The 22,263-nt window shown below is 68.9% G+C and carries 15 protein-coding genes and 2 pseudogenes; 11 read left to right on the top strand and 6 right to left on the bottom strand.

Features of this window, described 5'->3' with window-relative positions; all coding sequences use genetic code 11:
• Positions 1-382: 382 nt before the first annotated feature.
• The 3 genes from ABZZ79_RS33995 to ABZZ79_RS34005 form a co-directional block, all read right to left on the bottom strand.
• Entirely contained in the window at positions 383-628 is a 246-nt protein-coding gene (locus tag ABZZ79_RS33995; protein WP_356695495.1) for a hypothetical protein, read from the bottom strand.
• Positions 629-771: 143 nt separating this feature from the next.
• Entirely contained in the window at positions 772-996 is a 225-nt protein-coding gene (locus ABZZ79_RS34000; protein WP_356695497.1) for a hypothetical protein, read from the bottom strand.
• Positions 997-1,394: 398 nt separating this feature from the next.
• Positions 1,395-1,832, bottom strand: coding sequence for a cytidine deaminase (locus tag ABZZ79_RS34005; protein WP_356695499.1), 438 nt, complete (start codon positions 1,830-1,832; stop codon positions 1,395-1,397).
• A 613-nt stretch (positions 1,833-2,445) separates the two neighbouring features.
• Here ABZZ79_RS34005 and ABZZ79_RS34010 point away from each other — a divergent pair.
• Positions 2,446-2,585: pseudogene (locus ABZZ79_RS34010) on the top strand (IS3 family transposase); the annotation flags it as partial.
• Between the two features lie 187 nt (positions 2,586-2,772).
• Positions 2,773-2,979, top strand: a complete 207-nt coding sequence (locus ABZZ79_RS34015; RefSeq protein WP_356695501.1) for a DUF2180 family protein — start codon at positions 2,773-2,775, stop codon at positions 2,977-2,979.
• Between the two features lie 116 nt (positions 2,980-3,095).
• Here the strand turns inward: ABZZ79_RS34015 and thpR are convergent, their stop codons facing one another.
• The gene (thpR, locus tag ABZZ79_RS34020) at positions 3,096-3,680 is read right to left on the bottom strand and encodes an RNA 2',3'-cyclic phosphodiesterase (protein WP_356695503.1); all 585 of its coding nucleotides are present in this window, start codon (positions 3,678-3,680) and stop codon (positions 3,096-3,098) included.
• Between the two features lie 1,086 nt (positions 3,681-4,766).
• On the opposite strand from thpR, the gene ABZZ79_RS34025 reads away from it, so the two are divergent.
• The 5 genes from ABZZ79_RS34025 (at position 4,767) to ABZZ79_RS34045 (ending at position 12,016) form a co-directional block, all read left to right on the top strand.
• A complete protein-coding gene (locus ABZZ79_RS34025) occupies positions 4,767-5,873 on the top strand; it encodes a peptidoglycan-binding protein (protein WP_356695505.1) in 1,107 nt (368 codons plus the stop codon).
• 146 nt (positions 5,874-6,019) lie between these two features.
• The gene (locus ABZZ79_RS34030) at positions 6,020-6,445 is read left to right on the top strand and encodes a hypothetical protein (RefSeq protein WP_356695507.1); all 426 of its coding nucleotides are present in this window, start codon (positions 6,020-6,022) and stop codon (positions 6,443-6,445) included.
• An 89-nt stretch (positions 6,446-6,534) separates the two neighbouring features.
• Positions 6,535-7,944 carry a VCBS repeat-containing protein gene (locus ABZZ79_RS34035; protein WP_356695509.1) on the top strand — a complete coding sequence of 470 codons (1,410 nt, stop codon included), beginning with the start codon at positions 6,535-6,537 and terminating at the stop codon, positions 7,942-7,944.
• 378 nt (positions 7,945-8,322) lie between these two features.
• Positions 8,323-9,192 (top strand): peptidoglycan-binding protein, encoded by an 870-nt coding sequence (locus tag ABZZ79_RS34040; RefSeq protein WP_356695511.1) that lies wholly within the window; start codon positions 8,323-8,325, stop codon positions 9,190-9,192.
• Positions 9,193-9,328: 136 nt separating this feature from the next.
• Positions 9,329-12,016 carry a hypothetical protein gene (locus tag ABZZ79_RS34045; RefSeq protein ID WP_356695513.1) on the top strand — a complete coding sequence of 896 codons (2,688 nt, stop codon included), beginning with the start codon at positions 9,329-9,331 and terminating at the stop codon, positions 12,014-12,016.
• Between the two features lie 968 nt (positions 12,017-12,984).
• On the opposite strand, the gene ABZZ79_RS34050 is transcribed toward ABZZ79_RS34045, so the two are convergent.
• Positions 12,985-13,818: a class I SAM-dependent methyltransferase gene (locus tag ABZZ79_RS34050; RefSeq protein WP_356695515.1), complete on the bottom strand. Its 834-nt coding sequence runs from the start codon at positions 13,816-13,818 to the stop codon at positions 12,985-12,987.
• A gap of 158 nt (positions 13,819-13,976) precedes the next feature.
• Here ABZZ79_RS34050 and ABZZ79_RS34055 point away from each other — a divergent pair, with 158 nt between their 5' ends.
• Positions 13,977-14,801 (top strand): ABC transporter substrate-binding protein, encoded by an 825-nt coding sequence (locus ABZZ79_RS34055; RefSeq protein WP_356695517.1) that lies wholly within the window; start codon positions 13,977-13,979, stop codon positions 14,799-14,801.
• 56 nt (positions 14,802-14,857) lie between these two features.
• Here ABZZ79_RS34055 and ABZZ79_RS34060 read toward each other — a convergent pair.
• Positions 14,858-17,517: pseudogene (locus ABZZ79_RS34060) on the bottom strand (SpoIIE family protein phosphatase).
• Between the two features lie 296 nt (positions 17,518-17,813).
• Here ABZZ79_RS34060 and ABZZ79_RS34065 point away from each other — a divergent pair.
• From ABZZ79_RS34065 to ABZZ79_RS34075, 3 genes are all read left to right on the top strand, one after another.
• Positions 17,814-18,821: an RNA polymerase subunit sigma-70 gene (locus ABZZ79_RS34065; RefSeq protein WP_356695519.1), complete on the top strand. Its 1,008-nt coding sequence runs from the start codon at positions 17,814-17,816 to the stop codon at positions 18,819-18,821.
• A 287-nt stretch (positions 18,822-19,108) separates the two neighbouring features.
• A complete protein-coding gene (locus ABZZ79_RS34070; protein WP_356695521.1) occupies positions 19,109-19,564 on the top strand; it encodes a DUF6069 family protein in 456 nt (151 codons plus the stop codon).
• Between the two features lie 1,143 nt (positions 19,565-20,707).
• Positions 20,708-22,195 carry a hypothetical protein gene (locus ABZZ79_RS34075; protein ID WP_356695523.1) on the top strand — a complete coding sequence of 496 codons (1,488 nt, stop codon included), beginning with the start codon at positions 20,708-20,710 and terminating at the stop codon, positions 22,193-22,195.
• Positions 22,196-22,263 lie beyond the last annotated feature (68 nt).

The following is a 22,263-nucleotide window of genomic DNA, read 5'->3' on the forward strand; positions in this document are numbered from 1 at the left end:
CCGCGGTGGCGGATCCGGGCGGGCAGATTGGTGCGCACGGCGGTGGTGAGCACGCCGGCGGAGGGCTTCTGGGTGAGCAGCCACAGCCGGACGCCGAACCTGGCGTCCTGGCCGGCGATGGCCCGCAGCTCGGCCTCGAAGCGTTCGCTCGAGACTCTGCATGTCCAGATTCAGCTGTCAGCCTGCTGCAGGCGTTCGGCACCGTTCTGTTCGTCAAGCTCGCGAGTGAGGCAAGCGGGCAGGATGCCCGCCAACGTGACGAGGGCGCCTACAGACCCCGGCGCCCCGGGGCCCGGCCAGCACCCACCGCCCAGCGCACCGGTGCGGGGAACGGGCTGCGACCCGTGCAGGTACCCGCTGGTTCTGGGCGACCGGGCGGGAGTCACAGATCTTCGGCGTCCCGAACGTCAATATCGCAGTCCAGGTCGGGAAACACCTTGAGCTGTTCCACTACCGCTTCCCGGACGTCACCGGCCAGCGACACCGATACCCCGGCGGGGACGTCGGGATTATCCGAGCGGTTGGCGGATGCCACGATCGCATCCGGGTCCAAGTCCTCCAGAGCGTGCAGAACCTCGTCGAGGCGGTCGTTCAGGACAGTCGTCGACACATAGGTACGGACAGTCATGGCTACCTCCCTTGCGGTACCCCACGCTCCACGGTCGTCCGGCCAGAGCTTCTGCGCCACTCCGTGACGCACCCGCGCCCGGCCGCCTGGACCGGCACGCGGAGGGGCCGACGGCGCCGACGCCGGCCCTGGTGTTTGTCGCGTCAGTTCTGCCCGCGTGGGGCGTGACCTGCGGGATTCTGGTTCTCGGTGTCCTGGGTGAGACCGCCGCCCGTGCAAGTGGGCTGCTGGCCGCCTGGCTGCTGGCCGCCATTGTTGGTGCACTCGGTGTCCACCGGCTGAATCTTGGCGTCGGCGATACTTGCCCCGCCGACGCTCAGCGCACAGGCCGCGACACCGGCGCCGATGGCGGTGACCAGCCTATTCATCCTGAACCTGCTCGACATTTCGCTCAGCCTCTCCTTCTCACGGCTGCTGCGGCAGAGTTTCTCCGACTGTCGCCTGTCACCGATTCACGCTTGTCGCCTCCTCGACACAGGTCAAGACAGAAAGCGCATAACTATATAAAAAGACGTAATGGCCGTGAAAGAACCACCGCAGCAGGTGGGGGGACGGCACCACCAGTTCCAGGGCGAGGCGACCGCGCGGCGTTGCTTGGCCCGTCCACCTTCCTCCCGCGATCCCACCCTTGCGTCGAACGCGTGACCTTGGCCGCGGTCCGCACCGACTGCGAATCAACGGTTGCCGCGCAGGCTCTGATCTGCCAGCGGCGTGCGAAGGCATACAGCCGTATCAGGCATCGTTTGCCCTGTAACCGCCTGGCGCGTCAGCTCGTGCTGAGTGGTGCGCTCTCATCAGCGTCGAGCTGGTGGTCCGCCCAGATGTAGCTTTCGGGAAGCAGGTCGGTGACGGGCACCGCTCGGAGGCCGTCGGTTGTCCCGACGATGACCTTGAGTGCTGGGAAGTAGTCAAGAAGGACCTGGCGGCAGCGGCCACATGGGGGAACGACGCCTCGGTCGCGGTCACCCACGGCGACGATGGTGTCCAGGTCATAGGCGCCCTGGGCGGCAGCGGTGCCGATCAGGACCAGTTCCGCGCAGGCGCCTCCGGTGAAGTGATAGGCGTTCACCGCGGTGACGATCCGGCCGTCTCGGGCGCGGGCCGCAGCCGCCATGGTGTGGTTGTCGCCCCGGCAACGTGTGGCCGCGACGTGTGCCGCTGCCCGGATCAGTTCGTGGTCGACACGGTCGGTCTGTGTGGTCATCTTCTCTGCCTTCATGCGGTGTCAGGCGGCGTTGGCCCTGTCGACGACGGAGCGTAGGCGCTGGTGGCGGATCATGCTGCCCTGCTCCTTTGTGGCCGGCGTGGTCGGTACCGTCGAGAGTGAGGTAGCGAGTGGCACCCGGCCTGACTCTTATTGATCACGGCACCTGCCTCGAACGCGAGGTCCCCTTCCAGGGAGGCGACCAGCATTTCCTGACACGGGCATATGCCACACGCCGGACTGCGTCGGACGAGGCCGGAAGCGTGAGGCGGCGGACCACACCGGCCGCGCGAACCCAGTAGCTGCGGGCCGCCGAGCTGGACGTAGAGGGCTGTGACCAGGGCATTTCGATTGGCGTCCGTGGCCTTCACCACCGCTGGCCGAGGCTGCCTCTCACCGAGCCGTCGCACAGGGTCTCGACCTGGCCGTCGCCCGCGCCGCAGACGCAGTCCCGAGCACGGTGCGCGGGCCACTGCCGTCTCGCTGGGGTGCGGGGCCTGGAGGCGGAGGTGGGAACTGAAGCGGATCCCTTGGAGTGGGCACCCTGGCTGGGCGCGCCGGTCCTCAAGGACAACGGTGCGGACGTGCCTGCCGTCCGGGGCGGGAGCGGCCCGGACGGCAGGCCGAGGAGCTGGCCCGGCTGCGGGCCGAGAACGCCAGGCTTGTGAAGGCCGCGAAGGAGTGGCCGCTGGAGTGCGAGATCCTGCGCCGGGCAGCCGCCTATTTCGCCCGGGAGGTGAAGTGAGGACCCGGCCGACCCCTTTGGCCCGGTGTACCGCCACACCCCGCAGACGGCGCTGATCGGTGCCCGGCTGCTGGACTGGGAACCCGAAGCGCTGGGTGGAAGGCGATCCTGGTTGCGTCCGCGAAGGCTGGGGGGAAGCCTGGGGCCACGAGGGAGTCGCGAAGGTGCCCGGTCTTGTGATCGAAAGGGTCTGCCGTGGACTGTTACGAATGTGCTCAGCAAGGTCGTGAACGGGTCGCGGTCGCCGTGTGCCGGGTATGCGGAGCGGCCGTGTGCGCCGACCATGTGCGCACCGAGGGCAAAGTACTGCGTGGCCCCGCGAGTCTGGGCAAGGTGACACATGACCGAGCGGCCCGCCAGCTGACCTGCCCGGTGTGCCGAGCGGCCGAGGTGTCGCCGTAGCCGGGGTAGGTCTCGGCTCCCTTGTCGTCCCCGGCGCTCCCCGGGCCTCCACGCCCGCGTCGCGGCGAGGCGGCCGGGGCGCGGCGACGCGCCATGATCGGCCGGCGGGTACGTGATCACTGTGCGCCGGTGAAGCTCCACGCGTCGATGTCGCGGTAGCGGATCGGGCCCGGGCCGCGACCGTAGTTGCTGCCGACCAGGTGAAGGCGTTCGGCGTGCCAGGGGCGGCCGGTGAACGCGGCGAGCCCGGTGGCGACTTCCAGCACGCTGGAGGGATCGTCGCGGCGGGCCCGGGCCAGTGTCAGGTGCGGCCGCAACGGGCGTTCGTCCAAGGCCACCCCGCACTCCCCGACCAGCTCGCGGACCTCGGTGGCGAGCGTGTGGAGCCCGGCCAGGTCCCCGTCGATCCCGGTCCACAGCACCCGCTCGTCGAAGTGGCCGCTGCCGCGCAGCGCCAGCGCCACGGGGCAGCGCCGCGCCGCGAGGTCCGCGAGCGGCTGCCCCAGGAGCGGTACGACCCGCACCGGGAGCTCGCCGAGGAACGCCAGGGTGATGTGCCAGTCCTCGACGCGGTTCCACCGCATCCGCGGGTACGCGTCGTAGGCGGGCCGCAGCTCCCGCTCCAGCTCCTCCTTGGCGTCGTCGGGCGGGGCCAGCGCTATGAACACGCGGACGGTGGATGCATCGGACTGTTCGTTCACACAGGACTTCGTACACCACCGCGCGAGCCCGGACCGAATCCGGGTCCGTACGTGCTGAGCGGCATCGTCACCGTTGGCGGCTGTTCGCGTCCCGCGCCCGCGGTGGCGCCTCTGCAGAGACGGCAGTTGGTGCGGGAGGCGAGGAAGTGCGGTTCGTGTGGCGGATCTTGCTGCCGTCCGGGCGCTGGAGGCGCGACAGGATCATCGGGCGCGGTGGCGGTCGTCGGGGCGGATGGCGCGCACTGCTGGCGCGAGTTGCGGAGCGTTTCACCGGTGGGGGCCTGTGCGACGCCTCAGGCACGCGTCGCGCGGGTGCGGCTGGCCACGGATGCCCACGGCTCTGGGGAACCGGTGGTTCCGTCGGCACCGATCTCGCGGAGGTCTCTCCGACTCGAACACGGGCGGCCTGTCCAGCCATGTGTTGCGTTCGGTAGCGGATGGAGGGTGGGGCTCAGCGCTCTGCGCCCGCCGTGTCGCCGGATGAATCGGCTGGTGGCGGTTCGAGCGGCCTGCGGAGGGTGGCCATGCGGGTGGTGGAGGCGGGATGGTCGGCGGCGAGTGGGGCAGCGAGGCGCAGCTGAGAGGCAAGCTCAGCGTTCGGCTCCTGGGCTGTGGCGACCAGGGTGTGTGCCTGTCGGCTCGTCGCCGAGGAGCACCTGGCGCTCTTCGCGGTGCATGTGATGGGGAGGGCTGCCTCCGCTCCCGGCGCTCGGCAAGGCCGAACCGGCGGCCGCGGCAGGCCCGCGTGGTCCGGCTCGCACCTCATCAGCGGTTCCGCCACAGCTTCCGGGCTCTCCGATGCTGGGGTCGTCAGCCGGTTGATCACGGTGACGAGGGGGAGGATGCGGTGTCGCGAGAGGACGACAGGAATCGTCGACCGGTGGCGTTTCGGTTTCAGTCCGGACGCTGCGGCAGCCGAGTCCTGAATGATTTCGGCACTCGTCCGGCCCCCGTGTGGATGCGAACAGCCCGGCGGTCGCCAACCATGAAACGAAAGACGCCCGTGAGGAGAGTCCGAATGCCATTGCCGCTGATGGAGGGCAGGTACAAGGTCGTCAGGACCGATCTTGGTGGAGCCTCAGAGCGATGGGCCTGAGCAATCCGCGATTCTCCGGCGACCCCGTGCTGGAGGCGTGCGCAGTTGACTCCCACGTCATGGGGCCGGGGGAGAAGGGGTTGGCAGTGCGGCGCGTTCAATGGGCACTGCTGGACCTTCAGTTCGATCTGCCGATGTTCGGTGCAGACGGTGACTTCGGCGACGAAACGGCCGGGGCCGTCAGCGCATACAAGGAGTCCCGCGGTATCTCGCCCAGCGACGGCAAGGTCGGCCCGAAGACGATAGGCCGGCTCGACACCGAACCCCTGCCGAGCCTCGACGACCTGCAGATGCACTACTCGGACCGGCGCTCGTTCTACAGCAACCGCGCACTCGCGAAGGCCCGCGACGGCGAGCATGCCGAGTGGCTGCCGGAGGCGGGGTGGGCCGCAAACCGAGCACGGGTCGTCGACCTGTACGGCTACTACCGCGACCTGTCCCAGACAGCACCGACGGAATTTCTCTGGGCCGGTCTCGGGCGCATGGCAGGAGGCGCGGTCGTCGGCGGGCTGGACAGCGACCCCGCCTTCATCGAGCAGTCCATCATGGTGCGGATCGGCCGGGACATCTTCTTCGACCTTGCCTGGCTGCACGAGGCCTTCCTGGACCATCCGAGCGAGGCCATCAAGCTTGGCCATCTGCACGACCGGTTCAATGAATACACGACCTACGCGACCGGCCTGCCGACCTTCGCCCCCGGGTTTCCCACCCGCTCCTACGGAGCGGCCTGGAACAAGATCACCACAGGGCTGATTGCCGAAGGCAACCGGGATCTACTCGAAAATGAGCAGAAGTCGATCATTCCGCCGCACTACGAGGTGCTGCGTACATTCGTGTTCTCCGGGCTCCCCACGCCGTTCACCAACAACATCCATCCCTACCATCGTGCTTTCCTCCGCGAGGTGCCGACCGGGGACATTCTGAACACTGAGGATCGTTGGCGTTGGATCACCTTCCCGGACGGGATGTACCAGCGCTGGGATGACATTGGTGTCGACGAACGGGCCCGGCTGACCAGCCTGCCCATGGACGATCTGATCGCCGGCCGGTTCGGCCAGGCCGGACGGCCCGAGCTGCTGCCCCCGGGTGGTCCGTAGACCATTCGGTGACGCTCATGAAGATCGCCTCCGATGCAACACGGTGACCGGACGGATGCAGCCGGGCGCCGATTGCCTGGTGGCTCGCCGTCCGTGACTGGGCATCGTGCTCGCAGCAAACGGAGCCGGAACTGCATCTGCGGTTCATGGAGACCGCCCGCACGCCCGGCTTGCGCGACGCCATGGCGATGACCCGGTTCAACCTGCTGGGCCACTTTGTCGCGCTGTTCGGCACACGGCCGGACCAACTGCGGGCAGAGCCGACTGGGACGAGGGACGCAGCCTGCTGCTGGAGGCGGGCCCGCCGCATCCCGATCCGCCGCGCCAAGGCCCTGTCCAACGCCCTGTTCAACACGGAAGCGACGCTGTTCCACTGCGAGTTGACCGACCAGCCTCCCCGCCGCCGTTCCCCGGGCCGGGCCGACGACAGCGAAGGGGCAATGCGTCGCCGCGAGTCATCGGCGGCGAGATCCGCAGGCAGTGCGGAGGATCTTGTAGTTCTCGGGCATCGGGACGGGGACGTTCGGGGCCCGCTGGAGATCGGCACGGGCTGGGGGAAGGGCGTCTGCTGAGCGCCCTTCGAAGGCGTGCGGAGCCGTACAACCAACTGGAGCCGTGACATGTCCCCTTTTCCAGAAGCAGGTTGGGGAAGGACGCACACATGCGCAGATGGAGTGGGGCCGCGCTGGTGGCCGTCGGACTGATCGCGGGGACGCTGGCGCCGGCCGGCCCCGCAGCCTCCGTGCACGGAGCCGTGCCGGGCGACTTCAACGGTGACGGCTACCGCGACGCGGTGCTGCCGATACCGAGCGCGAAGGTCGGTAACAACGTGCGTGGAGGTGCCGTTGTCGTCCTGTACGGCTCCGCCAACGGGGTGTCGGCCGGCAGTCGGCGTCAGGTCATCACCGAGGACTCGCCCGGTGTTCCGGCGCAGATCGCCGAGTCGTCCGGCTTCGGCCAGTCCACCGCCACGGCCGACCTGAACCGCGACGGATTCGCCGACCTGGTCATCGGTGCCCCCAGGGGCGGCACGACCGTCACCGTCATGTGGGGCAGCGGGAACGGCCTGCGCAAGGGCACCCTGCTGCCCAAACCGACGCCCTACAACAGCCTCTACGGCGCGGACGTGGCGGCCGTCAGCGCGGGACCGGGCGCGAGGGCCCAGGTCCTGGTCGGCGGAGAGGGCGGGACCGTCCTCTTCAAGGGTCCCTTCAGCAGTTCCGGCACCTACAGCTCGGTCATGCAGGGTCCGGGCGAGCGGGGACCCCTGACCGGCTCGGTGGCGCTCGGTGACTTCAACCGCGACGGCATGCCCGACCAGGTCGACTTCGGCTGGCGGCAGCGCGACCTGACCGGCAGCCCGGTCCGGGTGAACCAGACCGGCGCCCCCACCGGGACGGTGCTGCAGAAGGGCAACGGGTTCATCGCCGCCACCGGTGACGTCAACGGCGACGGCTACAGCGACCTGGTGGTCGGCGACCCGCTGACGCCCTGGACCCCGGGCGTCGACGGCGAGCTGGGCGGCCGTGTGCTGGTGTGGCGCGGCTCGGCGGGAGGTATCGCCACCGACGCGGCCCCCGAGGTGATCAGCCAGGACACCGAGGGGGTGCCCGGCACGAGCGAGAAGGGCGACACGTTCGGTGCCGGCTTGGCGGTGGCCGACCTCAACCGCGACGGCGCCGCCGAGATCATCGTCGGAGCGCCGTACGAGGCCGTCGGCGAGGTCCTCCGGACCGGCATGGTCACCGTGATCCCGGGCCGTCGTATCGGCCCGCTCGGTGCGGGCGGCTACTCCTTCCACCAGGACACCCCTGGTGTCCCCAGCGTCAACGAGACCACGGACTGCTTCGGCACCACGGTGTCCGCCGAGGACGTGAACGGGGACCTCAGGCCAGAGCTGTTCATCGGCGCGGCCTGCGAGAACCACTACAACGGCGCGGTGTTCATGCTGCGGGGCGGTGCGTCCCGCCCGACCGGCACCGGCAGCAGGGGCTTCACGCTGGACTCGCTCGGCATGCCGCAGTCGTACGAGGGCTGGCTGGGCGGCTTCGGGCTCTTCTGGATCACCTGACCCGGAGCGGGCGGACGTAAGGGGGCCGGTGTCGAGAACACCGGCCCCCGCGTGTCGCGGTCCCTACTGCGACTGGCACGCCCTTGATCAGCCGGCCCGGGGAGCCCGAGTCCGCTCCCGGCACCAGTGTTCGGACGGGCAAGAGGTGGGAGAGTCCCCGCGCCGTACTGATGACGCCACGATGACGGCGCGCTCCTATTCTCACTCATGTGACGTACGCGCCGGAGGAAGGTCCATGCCCCTGTTCTCGAATACCACAGCCCGGCACTCGCATCGCAGGAAGTAAGAAGGGGCCCGCTGCCTGGTTCGATGCCGTCGGCACCCCTGTCTCCGTCGCGTCCCCGATCATGTGTGCTGCGAAGAGGGAAGGATCTCGGGATGCCCAGTTCATGGATGCCCCAAGCCCTCAAGACGGACATCGGTGACCACGCGCCGTGTGACCCCGAATTTCCGGCAAGGGCGATAGCGCACATCACGGGGGACAGGAAAGCCACCGCCGAAGCTCCCCTGGATCTGGTTCCGTTCGCCGACCTCAAGAGCTTCTTCACCGGCAGTGGCAGCGGCAAGGCGCCGCACATCCTCTGGGATCCCTTCACCGGAGCGTTCGCCCAGTTCTTCCCTGCCACCTCCCGTAGCAAAGCGGTGTTCGACGCGACCGGTGGTACTCGTACCAACCGGGCCGGCAAGGTCGTCATCCAGGTCGAGTCCTTGTTCTTCCCGCACTGCCGCGTGAACGGCAAGGTGTTCGCGAGGCTGGTCGACACTCCTTGTACGGGCTGGGACGCTCTCAACGCATGGATCAGCTCGTGGGACGTACCGGACGTCTGGCCCATGGGCCGCCCGACCTCCCTGTCCCGCAACTCGTGTCCGGCCGACAAGTGGAGGGCGCAAGGGGGGTGGTACGCCCATGCGCATGTCCCGGAGAACGATCACGTCGACCCCGGTTCCTGGCCGGCGTTCGCGTCCCGGCCGACTGAACCGCCCCCTGCCGAGCCGCGGTTCGAGCCGTTCCCCGGTGCGTCGTTCTTCCAGATGGGACGCAGGTCGCCCATCATCGCGGCGATGCACGCTCGGCTCGTCACAGAAAACTGCGACCGCTACACGGCCAGCGCCCCTGTCGATGTGTGGGGAGCGGGCGATGTGAGGTCGTACAGCCTCTGGCAGCAGAAGCTGGGGTTCGAAGGAAGCGCTGCCGACGGCATCCCCGGCCAGTTCAGCTGGGACAGGCTCGAAGTCCCCAACGTCTGAGGTTCTTCCGAACAAAGGTCGGCCACAACGGATTCGACCAGAGCTTCGGCGCATTCCTCGTGCCGCGTGCCCGCGATTCGACTAGGAGTGAAGCAGAAGACTTTCACATTGAAGGTCAGAAGGATCCGAGGGAGCCATGTCCTCTCGTATTGAGCGCCATGCCCCAACTGATGCCTCGTCGTTGCGGACACCACACGTGATGCGTTCGGCGACGCTGACGCTGTTCGTTTTCGCTGTCCTGTTCGCCGTGGTCCGTTCTGTCGGAGGCAATAATTCCGCGTGGCAGGCAACCGGATGGCTGAGAGTCATTCAATTGCCTGCCGAGCTTTTCATGCAGTTTGTCGAGGGTGTCGCCCGTTTGGTGAAGGCCGGCAGCGACGGGGCCTCGTTCACCGCCAGGCTTGGTTGCCTGCTGTTGCTTATCGTGCTGTTCGTCGCGCTTCGGCGCTGGATGCTGATGTACTACGCGTACAAGCCCGGTGCTGTGGACGTGAAGAGACTCGTTGCCTCCGCGCCGGATGCCGAACCAAATCTGGAGGGTCTTACGGCGCAGTTCCGCAAGCAGTTGTCCGAGACGAATCTCTACCCGCCGACGGCGCTGCCGGCGGAGGCGCCGGCGGACAACTTCCTTGACCTCCTGGGGGACGTTGACCTTGAACCCAGGAAAGTGTGGACGAGTCTACTGCGACTCTTCAGCCGCCTGCGGCCGAAGATCGCCTATACGGTTCGCGGAGTCCTCCGCACGCGGGAGCAGGAGCCCCGTTTCGGCATCACCGTCACTGTCACTTCTTATGCCATCCGAGGTAGCCGAACGGAAGCGATCTGGGGTACCACGTGGGACGAGGCGGTTCAGGACGCGGGATACTGGGTGATGGCGTCCCTCGTGCCCGTTACCCGGGCCAGTCGACGACCACCCTGGCAGCAGTGGCGCGGACGGGATCTGCCACCGAAGCTCTTCGCGGCGTATCAGCAGGCCCGGGAGCTGAGCTCGGACCGGAAATTCGATGATGCTCTGGACCGCTACTACGAGGCGCTGCGGATCGACCCGACAAACCTCTATCTGCGCACACAGATCGCCGGGATTCAGGAGCAGCTCTGGCTGCATCTCGATGCCCTGGAGACCTACTACGGGGCCGTAATTCTGGACGGGCAGACCAGCACGGAGCGCAACGCCCGTATGGGCATGGGTTCCTGGGATCCGCGCCGGATCTTCCGACGGCGATACCGGTGGTGGCGCAGTGGCTTGCTGGAGGCGCGATTCCGTTACGCCGTTGTCCTGGGGGTGGCGGAGCGGACTGCCAATCAGTGGTGCAGACCGGAAGCAGGCCGGTACCCGCGACGAGAGCACGCCCGAATGGAGATCCGGAAGGCTCTCGTCCCTGCCCTCGCCAGCCGTCACTGGCGAATCCTCATGGGGCTGACACCTCCTGGTGAGACCCGTCCCCTCTGGTGGGTGCGGGAGAACGACGCCAAGTTGTGGCTCGAGAAGCGACTCGGGGAGGAGGAACGCCGAGAGGAGATCGTCAAGGTGATTTTCCTGCTCGCTTGCAGGGAGGAGATGAGGCAGCTCGCCGACGACTACCCCCGTATGCTCCGGATTCTCTTCCAGCTTCGGCACCCCTTCTCTCACGCTCATGGGACACTCACCCGCACTTCCCTGCGACTCGATCGGGATGTGTGGGCGCCGCTGAGACTGGCCCAGGTGGAGGACCAAGGTGGTTACGCGTTCCAGGGATTGGAGAACTCATTGCGATGGGGTTCTCTGTCGGCCGAGAAGCTCCAGCGAGGGGTGAAGAAGGCAAGGGGTTGGCTACGGATGCCTCGCCAGTGGCTGTCGCCCGAGTGGAGCCTCTGGCAGGACAGTTATAACGCCGCATGTGTGTACGCGGTGGGGATGAACCGCTTCGCCGAGGGGGACGCCGAGCACGGCGCCCTCGCCGACCTGGCTGTGGAGGAACTGGAGAACGCGACACATGCCGATTCGAGCGGCTTCCATCATCCCCTCATGCGATCGTGGCTGCTCGCCGAGGACCCGGATCTCGAGGAACTACGCCAGACGGACCACTTCATCCGTTTCGAGCGTGAGACCTACCCCCATGCCTCACCGGACCGCCATCGGCCGAGGAGGCCTGTGTGGCCGGAAATGACCGTGTACGACCAGCATTTGCTGAGCGGATGCGCTGAAGTGATGGAGCACACCTGGCGTCTAAGGGGCAAACAGCTCCCGGTCGAATCCCACTTGCTGGCGCAGTGGTTCTCCGGCGACGCTGAATTGTGGCGATGTGTCCACCGCATCGCCGAGAATGAGGGTCGCCACTGGCGTGATCGTGAGAAACTTCTCCAGCACGTCAGGGAGATCGCCGACATCACGCTGCTGGTCAAGTGCGGGCTTCCGGCCAGGCTGCCGGAGATGGACGACCTCTTGGACAACGCCACATGGCTGAATGTCAACGATGCGCGGAAACATGTCGAGGCGTCCGAGCAGGAGATCAAGAGGCGCCTTGAGTCCATGAAGTCTGTCGTGTCCGAGAGGCTGAACGGTTCAGGGAACCCCAATTCCCCTATCGTCCTCAGCACTCAGTGGCTGACCTCTGTGCGGCGGAATGGCGCATCGGCGGTTTTCGTTACTCAGGCTGCTGTCAGGCAGGTGTGCAGGGACTATGAGATCGCCTGGCGTGCGCTGCGTGATCAGGTCGATCCCGACGAGGACGGCGCGGCCCTGCGAACGGCCATGAGTCGCTTCCACGAGCCAAACGACAGGTGGTGGCGTGCTCTTGCCGTCATCAGAAATGGCGGTGCGTACAACTTCCGGCGAGTCAGCTGATCAAGTCTGGTCAGTCCCATTGGACTGACGCGCAGCAGCTGAACCCAGCTGACTGCTGACTCCGGCTCGTCAGGGTGACTCTGGAACCCGGAGGGTCCAGGCCGGTGCCGACTATGAAGCCGCCGAGGGTGCATGGCCGGTACTGAAGGCGCTTGAGCGGTTGCGTACGAGGCCCACCGTCAACCCTTCACGCTCGGCGATCAGCTCACGCATGACATGGGAGACGTGAGTGTCCAGCCGGTCCCGCAACGGCACGTCCGGCGCCTTGACGAGTTGGTGAGGCCGTCGGTCAGCGCGATGAAGCCACGCTCGCGCATGCTGCGGCGCCTGCCCTTGCCTGCGGGGTGGGTGCGCGATCGGTGGCACAGCCAGGTGCGGGAGCCTGGCCGCATTGCGATCGGCGCGGCAACTGACAGGCGCCCCGAGCGGCGGCCGCTGACGGCCACGACCGGGGTGTGGGCGTGCCTGCTCCAGGTTTGTCCCCTGGGACGGCACGATCTTGTGCAGGAGTGATCGGCCGGCCACCGTTCAGGGTCGGGCCCGAGGTGATCAGGTTGGTGCGGTGTAGCCGTGGTGCGCACCGGCCGATGGCAGAGGCCCGCCATGCTCGGCCAGGTGGATCGTCAGCATTTCGCCGAGCTTGGACTGCGCGTAGGCGCGTCCCGGTGTGGGCGGCCGGGACAGCCGCCGTGTTCTGCCCGCCGGCGCTGCGGGCGTACCGGGCGAAGGCCTGAGCAGGCCGTTGTCCTGCCGGAGTCGCGCTTGCGTAGCCTCGGCCCTGTTGTCCGCGGTCGCGCGGGCAGCGGCCACGACCGGGCGGCCGTTGGGGTCGGCGGTGACCTGCATGTTTGCGGAGAACGGGTAGCTGCGGCCGTGTCCTGCGAGAACTCGTCGTCCCCGCCCGTGCGGTCACCTCGCTGACGAGTACGACCGGGACGTGGACCACGACCTCGGCGTCAGGGCACGTGTCAGGCCGTCGGACCGGGCCGGGTCAGACGGATCTTGGACTGCTTGTGCGGGAGCTCCTCCCAGTCCTCCATCAAGCGTGCCGTGAAGCCGTGGCGCTCCGCCAGGGCCGTCAGTGTCTCCGTGCGGTAGTAGAAGTCCTCCCGCAGTACATGGTGTTCCCTGCCCTCCGTGCGGTCGAAGGTGAAGTCGAAGAAGGCCCCCGGCGCCATCACCCGGCCCACGTGTGCCAGGCACTCGTCGATCACTTCGATCGGTGAGTGCGAGAAGACGCTGTGCGCGTGCACCACCGTGAAGTACGAGGCCGGTAGTGCCTCCAGGCGCAGATCTCGGACCAGGATCAACCGCGGGAGTCTGTCCTGCAGGCCGCGTTCGGCCAGGGTGTCGGCTGCCGCGAGGAGGATGTCCGGGGAGATGTCGAGGCCGTGATAGTGACCGGGTTCGAGATGCTCGATGAAACGCCAGCCCGCCCGCAGATTGCCGCAGCCGATCTCCAGCATCCGGTCCTGAGGGGTCAGCCCGTGCCGTACGAGGTAGTCGAACTGCATCTGTCCGAGCGCCAGCCAGCGCTCCCGCGTGGCGCTCCCGACCGCGCCTGTCGTGCTCTTCGCGGTGTCGGCCTTCATCACGCCGCGGTAGTACGCCGTATGGCCGCGAGTCGTCAGCCGCAGCCGCCAGTCGCGGGCGAGGCGGCGCAGATACGGCCAGATGCGGTCGGGGTGACTTCTCGCGTACCGGAGCTTGTGGACGAGGCGGGCGCGGTTCACCCGGACGCGTCGCGCCGCGTCGGTCCGGTTTCGCACAGGACCACCCGCGCTGCCGGTTGTCGAGGTCATCGGTGGGCCTCCGTCGTCGACGAGCCGACGGGCGTCGCCGGAACACAGGCGATCCGACCCGCGCGCTTCGGGGTAATTTATGGTGACTAAAGGAGTATGCCCCTACCGGAGGTGCAATGATGCGCGCCGCGGCAGCGACCGTCTCTCTGGCTGTCGGCGTGGCGCTCATCGTCGCGGCTTGTGACCAGGGCGGGTCGGAGTCGTCGAACGCCCACTGCCCGGTCTCGGGACATCACGGGGAGTTTCACCTGTCACCAGAGACGGCGGATGCCCTCACGGTCAAGACGACCCTGCCCGCCCCCGCCTGGTGGAACGGCGACACACCGGACTCCGTCAAGAGTGGCTACGAGTACTGCATGGCCGCCAACATCGCCTACCGGTCCGGACTCGACCGGGTGAAGGTGAAGAACGCACCCTTCCCGGAGGTTGTGTCCGGCCGGACCAAGGACTTCGACCTGGCGCTGGCGCAGATCACGATCACCCCGGAACGGAGCAAGGTCGCCGAGTTCTCCCCGCCCTACCTCTCCTCGACCCTGGGAGTGCTGATCAGGGACGGCGAGAAGATCGGCCAGGACAACATCCGTGACGTGCGCATCGGAGTGGCCGAGGGCACCACGGGCGAGGAGTTCGTCGAGGACCGCATCAAGCAGCTCAAGCCCGTCACCGTCTTCCCCAACGACCTTGAGATGGTCACGGCGCTGGAGGAGGGCCGGATCGACGCGGTCGTCCACGACACGACGATTCTGCTGGCGTATCCCCAGAAGCGGGAGGGCAGGGTGCGCCTGGTGGGTCAGTACAGGACCGACCAGGGTTACGGCGCCCTGTACCCGAAGGGGTCACCCGACAGGGACGAGCTGGACCGGATCATCAGGCAGCTGATCGACGACGGGACGCTCGCCAAACTGTCGGCCGTCTATCTCGGGGCCGCTTTCGGCCAGGATCCGGCCAAGATCCCGTACTTCACGGTCGACGACGGCTCCTGAACGCTCCGGGCGTGCGCACACCCAGGGGTGGGCGGCGGTCCGGTTTCCGCCCCGCTTCACAGGTCCGCCATCGGGAGACCGCTCAGGTCGCCGACGGCTCCGGCGTCGAGCGCCTGCTCAGCCCAGATGATCTTGCCTCGGTCGGTGTACCGGGTCCCCCAGCGGCGGGACAGCTGCGCGACGAGAAACAGCCCGCGGCCCCCCTCGTCGGTGAGGGTCGCGCGGCGCAGGTGCGGGGAGGTGCTGATGCCGTCGCCGACCTCGCAGATCAGGCTGTCGCGGTCGCGCAGCAGTCGCAGACTGATCGGGCTCGCCCCGTACCGGATGGCGTTCGTCACCAGTTCGCTGAGGATCAGCTCGGTCGTGAAGGTGGCCTCGCCGAGCCCCCAGGCTTCCAGCCCGCGGGTGGCCTCGGCGCGGATCCGGGAGACGGCCGCGAGGTCGTCGGGCACCTCCCACTCTGCGACCTGCTCCGGGTCGAGCAGCCGGGTGCGTGCGACGAGCAGGGCGACATCGTCACTCGACCTGGTGCGCAGCATCGCGTCGAGCACCGCCCGGCAGGTGTCGTCCGGGGTGGTGCCGTCCGCGTGGACGAGTGCCTCCCTCAGCATGCCGAGCCCGACGTCGATGTCACGGCCTCGGGCCTCGACGAGGCCGTCGGTGTAGAGGACCAGCCGGCTGTCGGCGGCCAGCCGGAGTTCGGCCGTCTCGACCGGCAGCCCCGCTCCCACGCCGAGTGGCGGGGCGACGGGGACGTCGGGGAAGGTCACGGAGCCGTCGGGTGAGACCAGCACCGGACCGGGATGACCGGCGCGGGCGAGAACACACCGCCCGGAGACCGGATCGTAGACCGCATACAGGCAGGTGGCACCGGTGACGGCCTCGGTCTCGCCCTCGGCTGCCGCGTCCTGGTCGATCCGGGTGATCAGGTCGTCCAGGTGCATGAGAAGCTCGTCCGGAGGCAGGTCCAGGGCGGCGAAGTTGTGCACGGCGGTCCTCAGGCGGCCCATCGTCGCGGCGGCGTGCAGACCGTGTCCGACGACGTCGCCGACCACCAGGGCCACCCGGGCCCCCGGCAGCGGGATGACGTCGTACCAGTCGCCGCCCACCCCCGCCTGGGCGGGCAGGTACCGGTGCCCGACCTCCAAGGCAGACAGCTCGGGAAGTGTGCCGGGAAGCAGGCTGCGCTGGAGGGTGACGGCTGTGGTGTGCTCGCGGGTGTAGCGGCGCGCGTTGTCGATGCACACCGCCGCACGAGTGGCGAGTTCCTCGGCGGGGGACAGGTCGTCCGACTCGAAGGGGTTCTGCTCCGAACGCCAGAACTCCACGACCCCCAGCAGCTGGCCTCGGGCCTGGAGGGGCACCGAGATCATGGAGTGGATACCGTATTCGATGACCTTCTGGGTCTGCTCCGGGTCCTGTGCCCGCCATTCGTCGGCCATGGCGAGGTGCGCCACCAGGACCGGCCGGCCGGTGGTCATACCGATGACCACGGGGTTGTCGGGCGCGTAGCGCATCAGCTTCCCGACGGGGTGAAGGGGTTTCCTCCCTGATGCCCGCGGCCGCGATGCGGCGCATGTCCATATGCGCCGCCGGGTTCACCGCCGAGCAGCACGGGCTCCACCAGCTCGATGGTGGCGAAGTCGGCGAAGCGCGGGACCGCCACCTCGGTCAGCTCCTCGGCGGTGCGCTTCATGTCGAGGGTGGTACCGATTCGCGTGCTGGCCTCGTAGAGCAGTTGCAGGCGCCCGCCCGCCACGTCCGCTCGGCCCGCGAGGGCGCGCAGCTCCGTGGTGTCCCGCAGGGTGGCCACGCTGCCCTCCTTCGGGCCCACCGCCCGCACGTTGACCGCGAGCAGGATGTCCCCGGCCAGGAAGACCTTGTCCGTGGCCGCCCGGCCCGATCCCAGCAGTCCGGCCAGGGCCGGGCTCAGCCCGAGTCCGGTGATCGGCCTGCCCTCGGCCTCCGGCGGCAGTGCGAGCAGGCGGCGCGCCTCGTCGTTGACCAGCAGCAGCCTTCCGTCGCCGTCCAGAATGATCACGCCTTCACGGACCGCGTGCAGCACCGCGTCGTGGTGCTCGTACATGCGGGTCATCTCCACCGGCCCCAGGCCCCGGGTCTGGCGCCGCAAGCGCCCGCTGACCAGCGCCGACCCGCCTGCGGCCAGCAGCAGCGCGACACCGCCGGCGGCGAAGATCACCGGCAGCTGGTCCTGCACCACGCTGGTCACCTTGTCCACCGTGACCCCCACGGTGACGAGACCGACCGCGGTCCCCTTCTCGTCGACGACGGCCACTGTCGAGTCGACCGCCTTTCCCAGACTGCTGTCGAACGTGGTCTGGTGGGGCTCGCCTTCGAGCGCCTCGCCGTAGGAGGTGGAGACGTGCTTCCCGATCTGGTCCGGGTCCGGGTGGGTCCACCGGAAGCCGTAGGGGCTCAACGCCACGACGTAGTCGACGCCGGTCTTCTTGCGCACCGCCTCGGCATGTGGCTGGAGTGCCGCCGTCGGGTCATCGCCCTTCATCGCCTCCGCGGTGCCCGGGGCGTTCGCGAACGACTCGGCCGCCACCAGTGACCGGTCGCCGGCCTCCTGGATCGCGCGGTTGCGGTCCTGGATCACGAGCGCCACCACGGCCGTGGCGATGAGCAGCAGGACGACCACCAGTTGCAGCAGGAAGACCTGACCGGCGACACTGCGTGGCTTCAGCGACGACAGCCCGCGTCGGCCGGCCGAACGGTGGCGGGCCCCCGGGCCGGCTTCCGGCGGCCGGGCCTTCGGCTGCACTCGGTCGTCCCGTCGGCTCACCGGGACATATTGCCCAAGTTTGCCTATTTCCTCAGTTTCAGTGACCGGCCCGGCGGGCGCGGCTCAGGACGGGCCCGCCGGGCCGGTGCCGCGACAGGCGGTGAAGATGAGAAGCGCCCAGCCATGCCGGCCGACCCTGTGATGAGTTCTGGCGCCCATCCCCGTCACACCTATGACGGGACACGGCAAGGCGGAAGGACGACGTGATGAGTGCGGACACGCGGCTGGAGGAGCTGGGCATGAGCGGTCCGGGCAGGCTGGACGAGGTCGACGAGTCGGCGTTCTCAGGGCTGGCCGAACGGCACCGGCGGGAGCTGCACGTGCACTGCTACCGGATGCTCGGGTCGTTCGAGGACGCCGAGGACACCGTGCAGGAGACGTTCCTCCGTGCCTGGCGGCGGCGGGAGACTTTCGAGGGGCGGTCGACATTCCGGGCCTGGCTGTACCGGATCGCCACCAACGCCTGCCTGGACCTGCTCGCCAAGTGCCGCCCGGAACCTGCGACCGGCGGCGAGGTGCTGTGGCTTCAGCCCTACCCCGACGGGCTGCTCGACGAGCTGCCCGCGGGCGAAGCGGACGAGCCGGAGACCGTCGCCGTCGCGCGGGAGACGATCGAGCTCGCCTACCTGGTCGCGGTCCAGCACCTCGCGCCGCGCCCTCGGGCCGTGCTGATCCTGCGGGACGTGCTCGGCTGGCCCGCGAAGGACGTCGCGGGACTCCTCGGGGACTCCGTCAACTCCGTGAACAGCGCGCTGCAGCGGGCCCGCGCCGGGATGCGGGAGCACCTGCCCGCCGAGCGGCAGGACTGGACCGGCGGTGAACAGGACGCCGGGACGCGCGACCTGGTGCGCCGCTACACCGACGCCAGCGTGGCCACGGACGTCCCGGCGCTCGCCTCGATGCTGCGGGACGACGTCCGGTGCTCGATGCCGCCCACGCCGGGCCTGTACGTCGGCCGCGACGCGGTGGTGAACGACTGGGTCGAGAGCGGCTTCGAGGGCATGAAGGGCCTGCGCGGCGTCCTGACCTCCGTGAACCGGCAGCCCGCTGTCGCCTTCTACCTCTGGCGCGAGCGGGAGGGCGCGTACCTGCCGCTGACGATCGACGTCCTGCGCGTCACCGGCGGGGCGATCACCGAGATCGTCACGTTCCACGACGACCGGTTCCCGAGGCTCGGGCTGCCGGAGCGCCTGCCGGCGGACGGCACGGAGTAGCACCCGGTGCGGGGGCTCGTGCTGCGTCGCGGCACGCGTGTCGCGGCGGCGCGGCGCGACACGTTCGGCGTCGTCACCCGCGGGCGGGTGCGGCTGGAGCTGCACGAGGGCGAGCCCGGCCAGGTCCTCGGGACGCGACGCCGGGTTCCGGCTCCGCGGAACCGGCGTCCGCGCCCGGCGGAACGGCGCCGTCGCACGGCGAGGGCGCTCATCGTCACCCCCAGGGCCAGGACCGCCACGTGCCCGTCAACACCCCGTACGCCAGTACCGAACGAAGGAGGAACGGCATGGACAGCATGGATGACACCGGCGCCGTCGCAGGCCCGGCATCGGGCCGGACCAGCCACACCAACCGACCCCGCGGCCTCGTCGGCACCGGCTTCACCGCCACGCTCGCAGCGCTGGCGACCACCACCCTCGCCGCGGCGCTCGCCCAGGCCGTCGGCGTCGACTTCGAGGTCCCCGATGGTGGCGAGGCGATCCCGCTGTCCGGATTCGCCGTGGTGACCGGCTCCTTCTCCGTCGTGGGCATCGTCATCGCCGTCGCACTTCGCCGCCGGAGCGCTCGCCCCGCCGAGCGATTCGTGTGGACGGCAGTGTCGCTGACCGCGATCTCGTTCGTCCCGCCCTTCCTCTCCGGGGCGAACACCGCCACCGCCGCCGCCCTCCTCGGGCTGCACCTCGTCCCTGCGACGGTGATGATCCCCACCCTGGCGCGCAGCCTGCGCACCCGGACCGATTGACGACGAGGCCGAGTTCACGGCATAGGCAAGCCGGACACCGCACACCCCACGAAGGAGGCGTACAACCCGTACGGTGGGCCTTCTTCGGCTCGTTGGCCGGGGGCCGTGGGCTGCCTGACAGCCGCGTCTACGCGGCGAGCCGGAGGATGTCGCGTCACCACGAGAGCGCCCGGCCGGCAGGACCCGTCGCCCTGTCTCGCGACTGCGAGGTGCGGGGCCGCGCGATCGATTGGAAAAGGGCGTGGTGTCGGACTCCAACGGGTACAGGCGCGTCGGCCGCGCGACAAGGAGCCGAACATCAGGCCAAGTCCGTCCGCCTCGGCATCATCCGGACCCGGCGACAACACCGTGCCCGTTATCCCCGATCCCGCCTGCGTCGCGATGCTCTTGACCGGCGACCACGCCCTGCTGCCGTTCTGGGAGAACACCTCCCGGGGTTACCTCGACTTCGTCACTCGTCGATGTTCCCGCGGGTCGACATGACGATCGGGACCGACACCTCCCTGAAGCCCAGACCCGCGCTGCCGTCGACGCCCTGCCTGCGCAAGCTGGGCGTCCAATATGGACGTGGCCGCCCAACTCGGCTCGACGCCGCACGCGATGGCCCGTTGGAGGGCTCGTTTCGTCGAGCATCGGATCGCGGTCCAGATGCGTACCCAGATCTCCCGGATACAACGCCGCCTGGGCACCACGACGAACGGTGTACGTCACGCACGACCGGACCGAAGCCATGGCGCTCTCCGGCTCGATGGGCCGTCCACCACAGTTGCTGTGGTCGTCCGACGACGACCACCTTGCCCGTGCGCTCCATCGCGTTGCGGATCGCCGACTGGCTGACCGCCGACCGTGGAGATCGGATGCCCTCCGGAGCGTGCTCCACGTGTGCCTGATCCTCGCGTAGGCGGGGGTGCACGGGGTGTGCTGCTCGGATGGGACGCCGCAGCCGCAGAGAAGGGCCCGGTGCTGCCGTTCGTCGACGGGATCGGCGTGGCGTATGACGCCCCCCGATGCTCGCCGCGTCAGCTCGGCGTCAGCTCGGCGTCAATCCGCCGTCATCGGAGCGGTACCGGTGAGTTGCCGCGGGCGGGGGATCCGCCGACACTGGCCGGGCGGGCCGTCCGGATCCAGGACAGGAGGCACGCCATGGGCAGAATCACCCTCAGCGCCCGTGTCGGCAGGGAGGCCATGCCCCAGTGCCAGTTCACGGTCACCGTGAACGGCGGCAGCCCCGCCACGCCCACGGAAGAGATCCTTGAGGAGTCGCAGTACACACTCCCGGACGCCTCGGCGCGGATCGACATCCGTGCCGACCCCTTCGACCCGGTCAGGTACGGAACCACCGAGGCCCGACTGGAGATAGACGCATCCGGCAGTGTCCGGGCCGTCCTCCTGCCCGAGAACTGCCACCTGACAGTCCTGCCCCCCGCCCCGGGCCCGCGCGTGATCATGGTGGTCCATGTCACTCCGCTACGAGACGCCACCGAGCAGGCGCGTACCAGCCTGGAGCGCACCGGCGCCGACTACCCGGGCGCTCCGCCGCCGGGCGACATGAGCTTCCGTATCCCGCCCGTGGCGCTGCCGCCCACCGCGTACTCCCCGCTGCCGGAGACCACCGGCACCACCTTCGTCGCGTCGCCCGCGGTCGGTGACCGGGCGATCCAGGTGGAGAGCCGCACGGTGACCCCCAACGGGGAGCTGGTCGTCCTGAGCCTCCCGGGAATCGAGGCGCCCCGGCTCGTGGCCGTCCACTGGCCCGACGCAGTGCCCCGCGGACCGGGCGCCCCGCCCGCGCCGTTCCTCGTCCTGTTCGGCCCGACGACGGCCGACCAGGTTCCGGACGGCCTGTTCACCAACGCGCTGGACCGCCACGACCCCGGTACGGGCGACACCTATCCGTGGGGCTGGGACTACCAGTTCTTCGGATTGCTTCGCCCCTTGCGATACATGGGGGATCCGCTCCTGGACGATCCGTTGCCCAAGGGGCTTCCGTACCAGGTGCATGCCTCTGGACGGAACGTCGTTCTGGTACTGCCGCTGCCACGCGTCGCCGCCCAACCCTGCGGGGAGATCGCCTCGTTCGCCGAAGCCGCCGTGCTGGAGGAGTACTTGGAGGAGATCCAGGCCTTCATGTTCCGCCGGGCGGGGAACTTCGCCTTCGGATCCATCGGCCGGCTCGCCATGGGATCGTTCGGCAGCGGTCACGCCCTGCTGAGCTGTTTCCTGGCACGCGCCGCCAACCAGACGCACCCGCTCTTCCTGGACACGCTCCAGGAGGTCTATCTCTTCGATCCCCACGCCGACGAGGCGGGAGCGACCGACGACGCGCTCGCTCACGCGACCGCATGGGCCGCGCGCGGCCCGGCGGGAGCGAAGACCGTCCGGCTCTACACACAGAACGACCCCGCCAAGCTCGGCCCGTTGCTCGCCCGGCTCGGAGTGACGGCCGGTGTCCCGCCGTTCCACGCCGAGACCGCCGACGGCCGTAAGTCCCTCACGTCCCTCCCGCCGGCCGCATGGCAGAGCCTGGCCCGGCGACTGGAGGGCCGAGTGTCCTATGCCGACAGCGGCCAAGTCCACGAGGCCATACCGGCGTTGATGGTCACCGACGCGCTGCGCCGCAGTGGCTTCTGAACGGCGCGCCGCTGCCCGGCCTCGCGGTCGGAGGGCACCGTGCGCCATGGCGGCGGGACCGGGGCGAC

This window comes from Streptomyces sp. NPDC006458 (assembly GCF_040612135.1).
GTDB lineage: Bacteria > Actinomycetota > Actinomycetes > Streptomycetales > Streptomycetaceae > Streptomyces.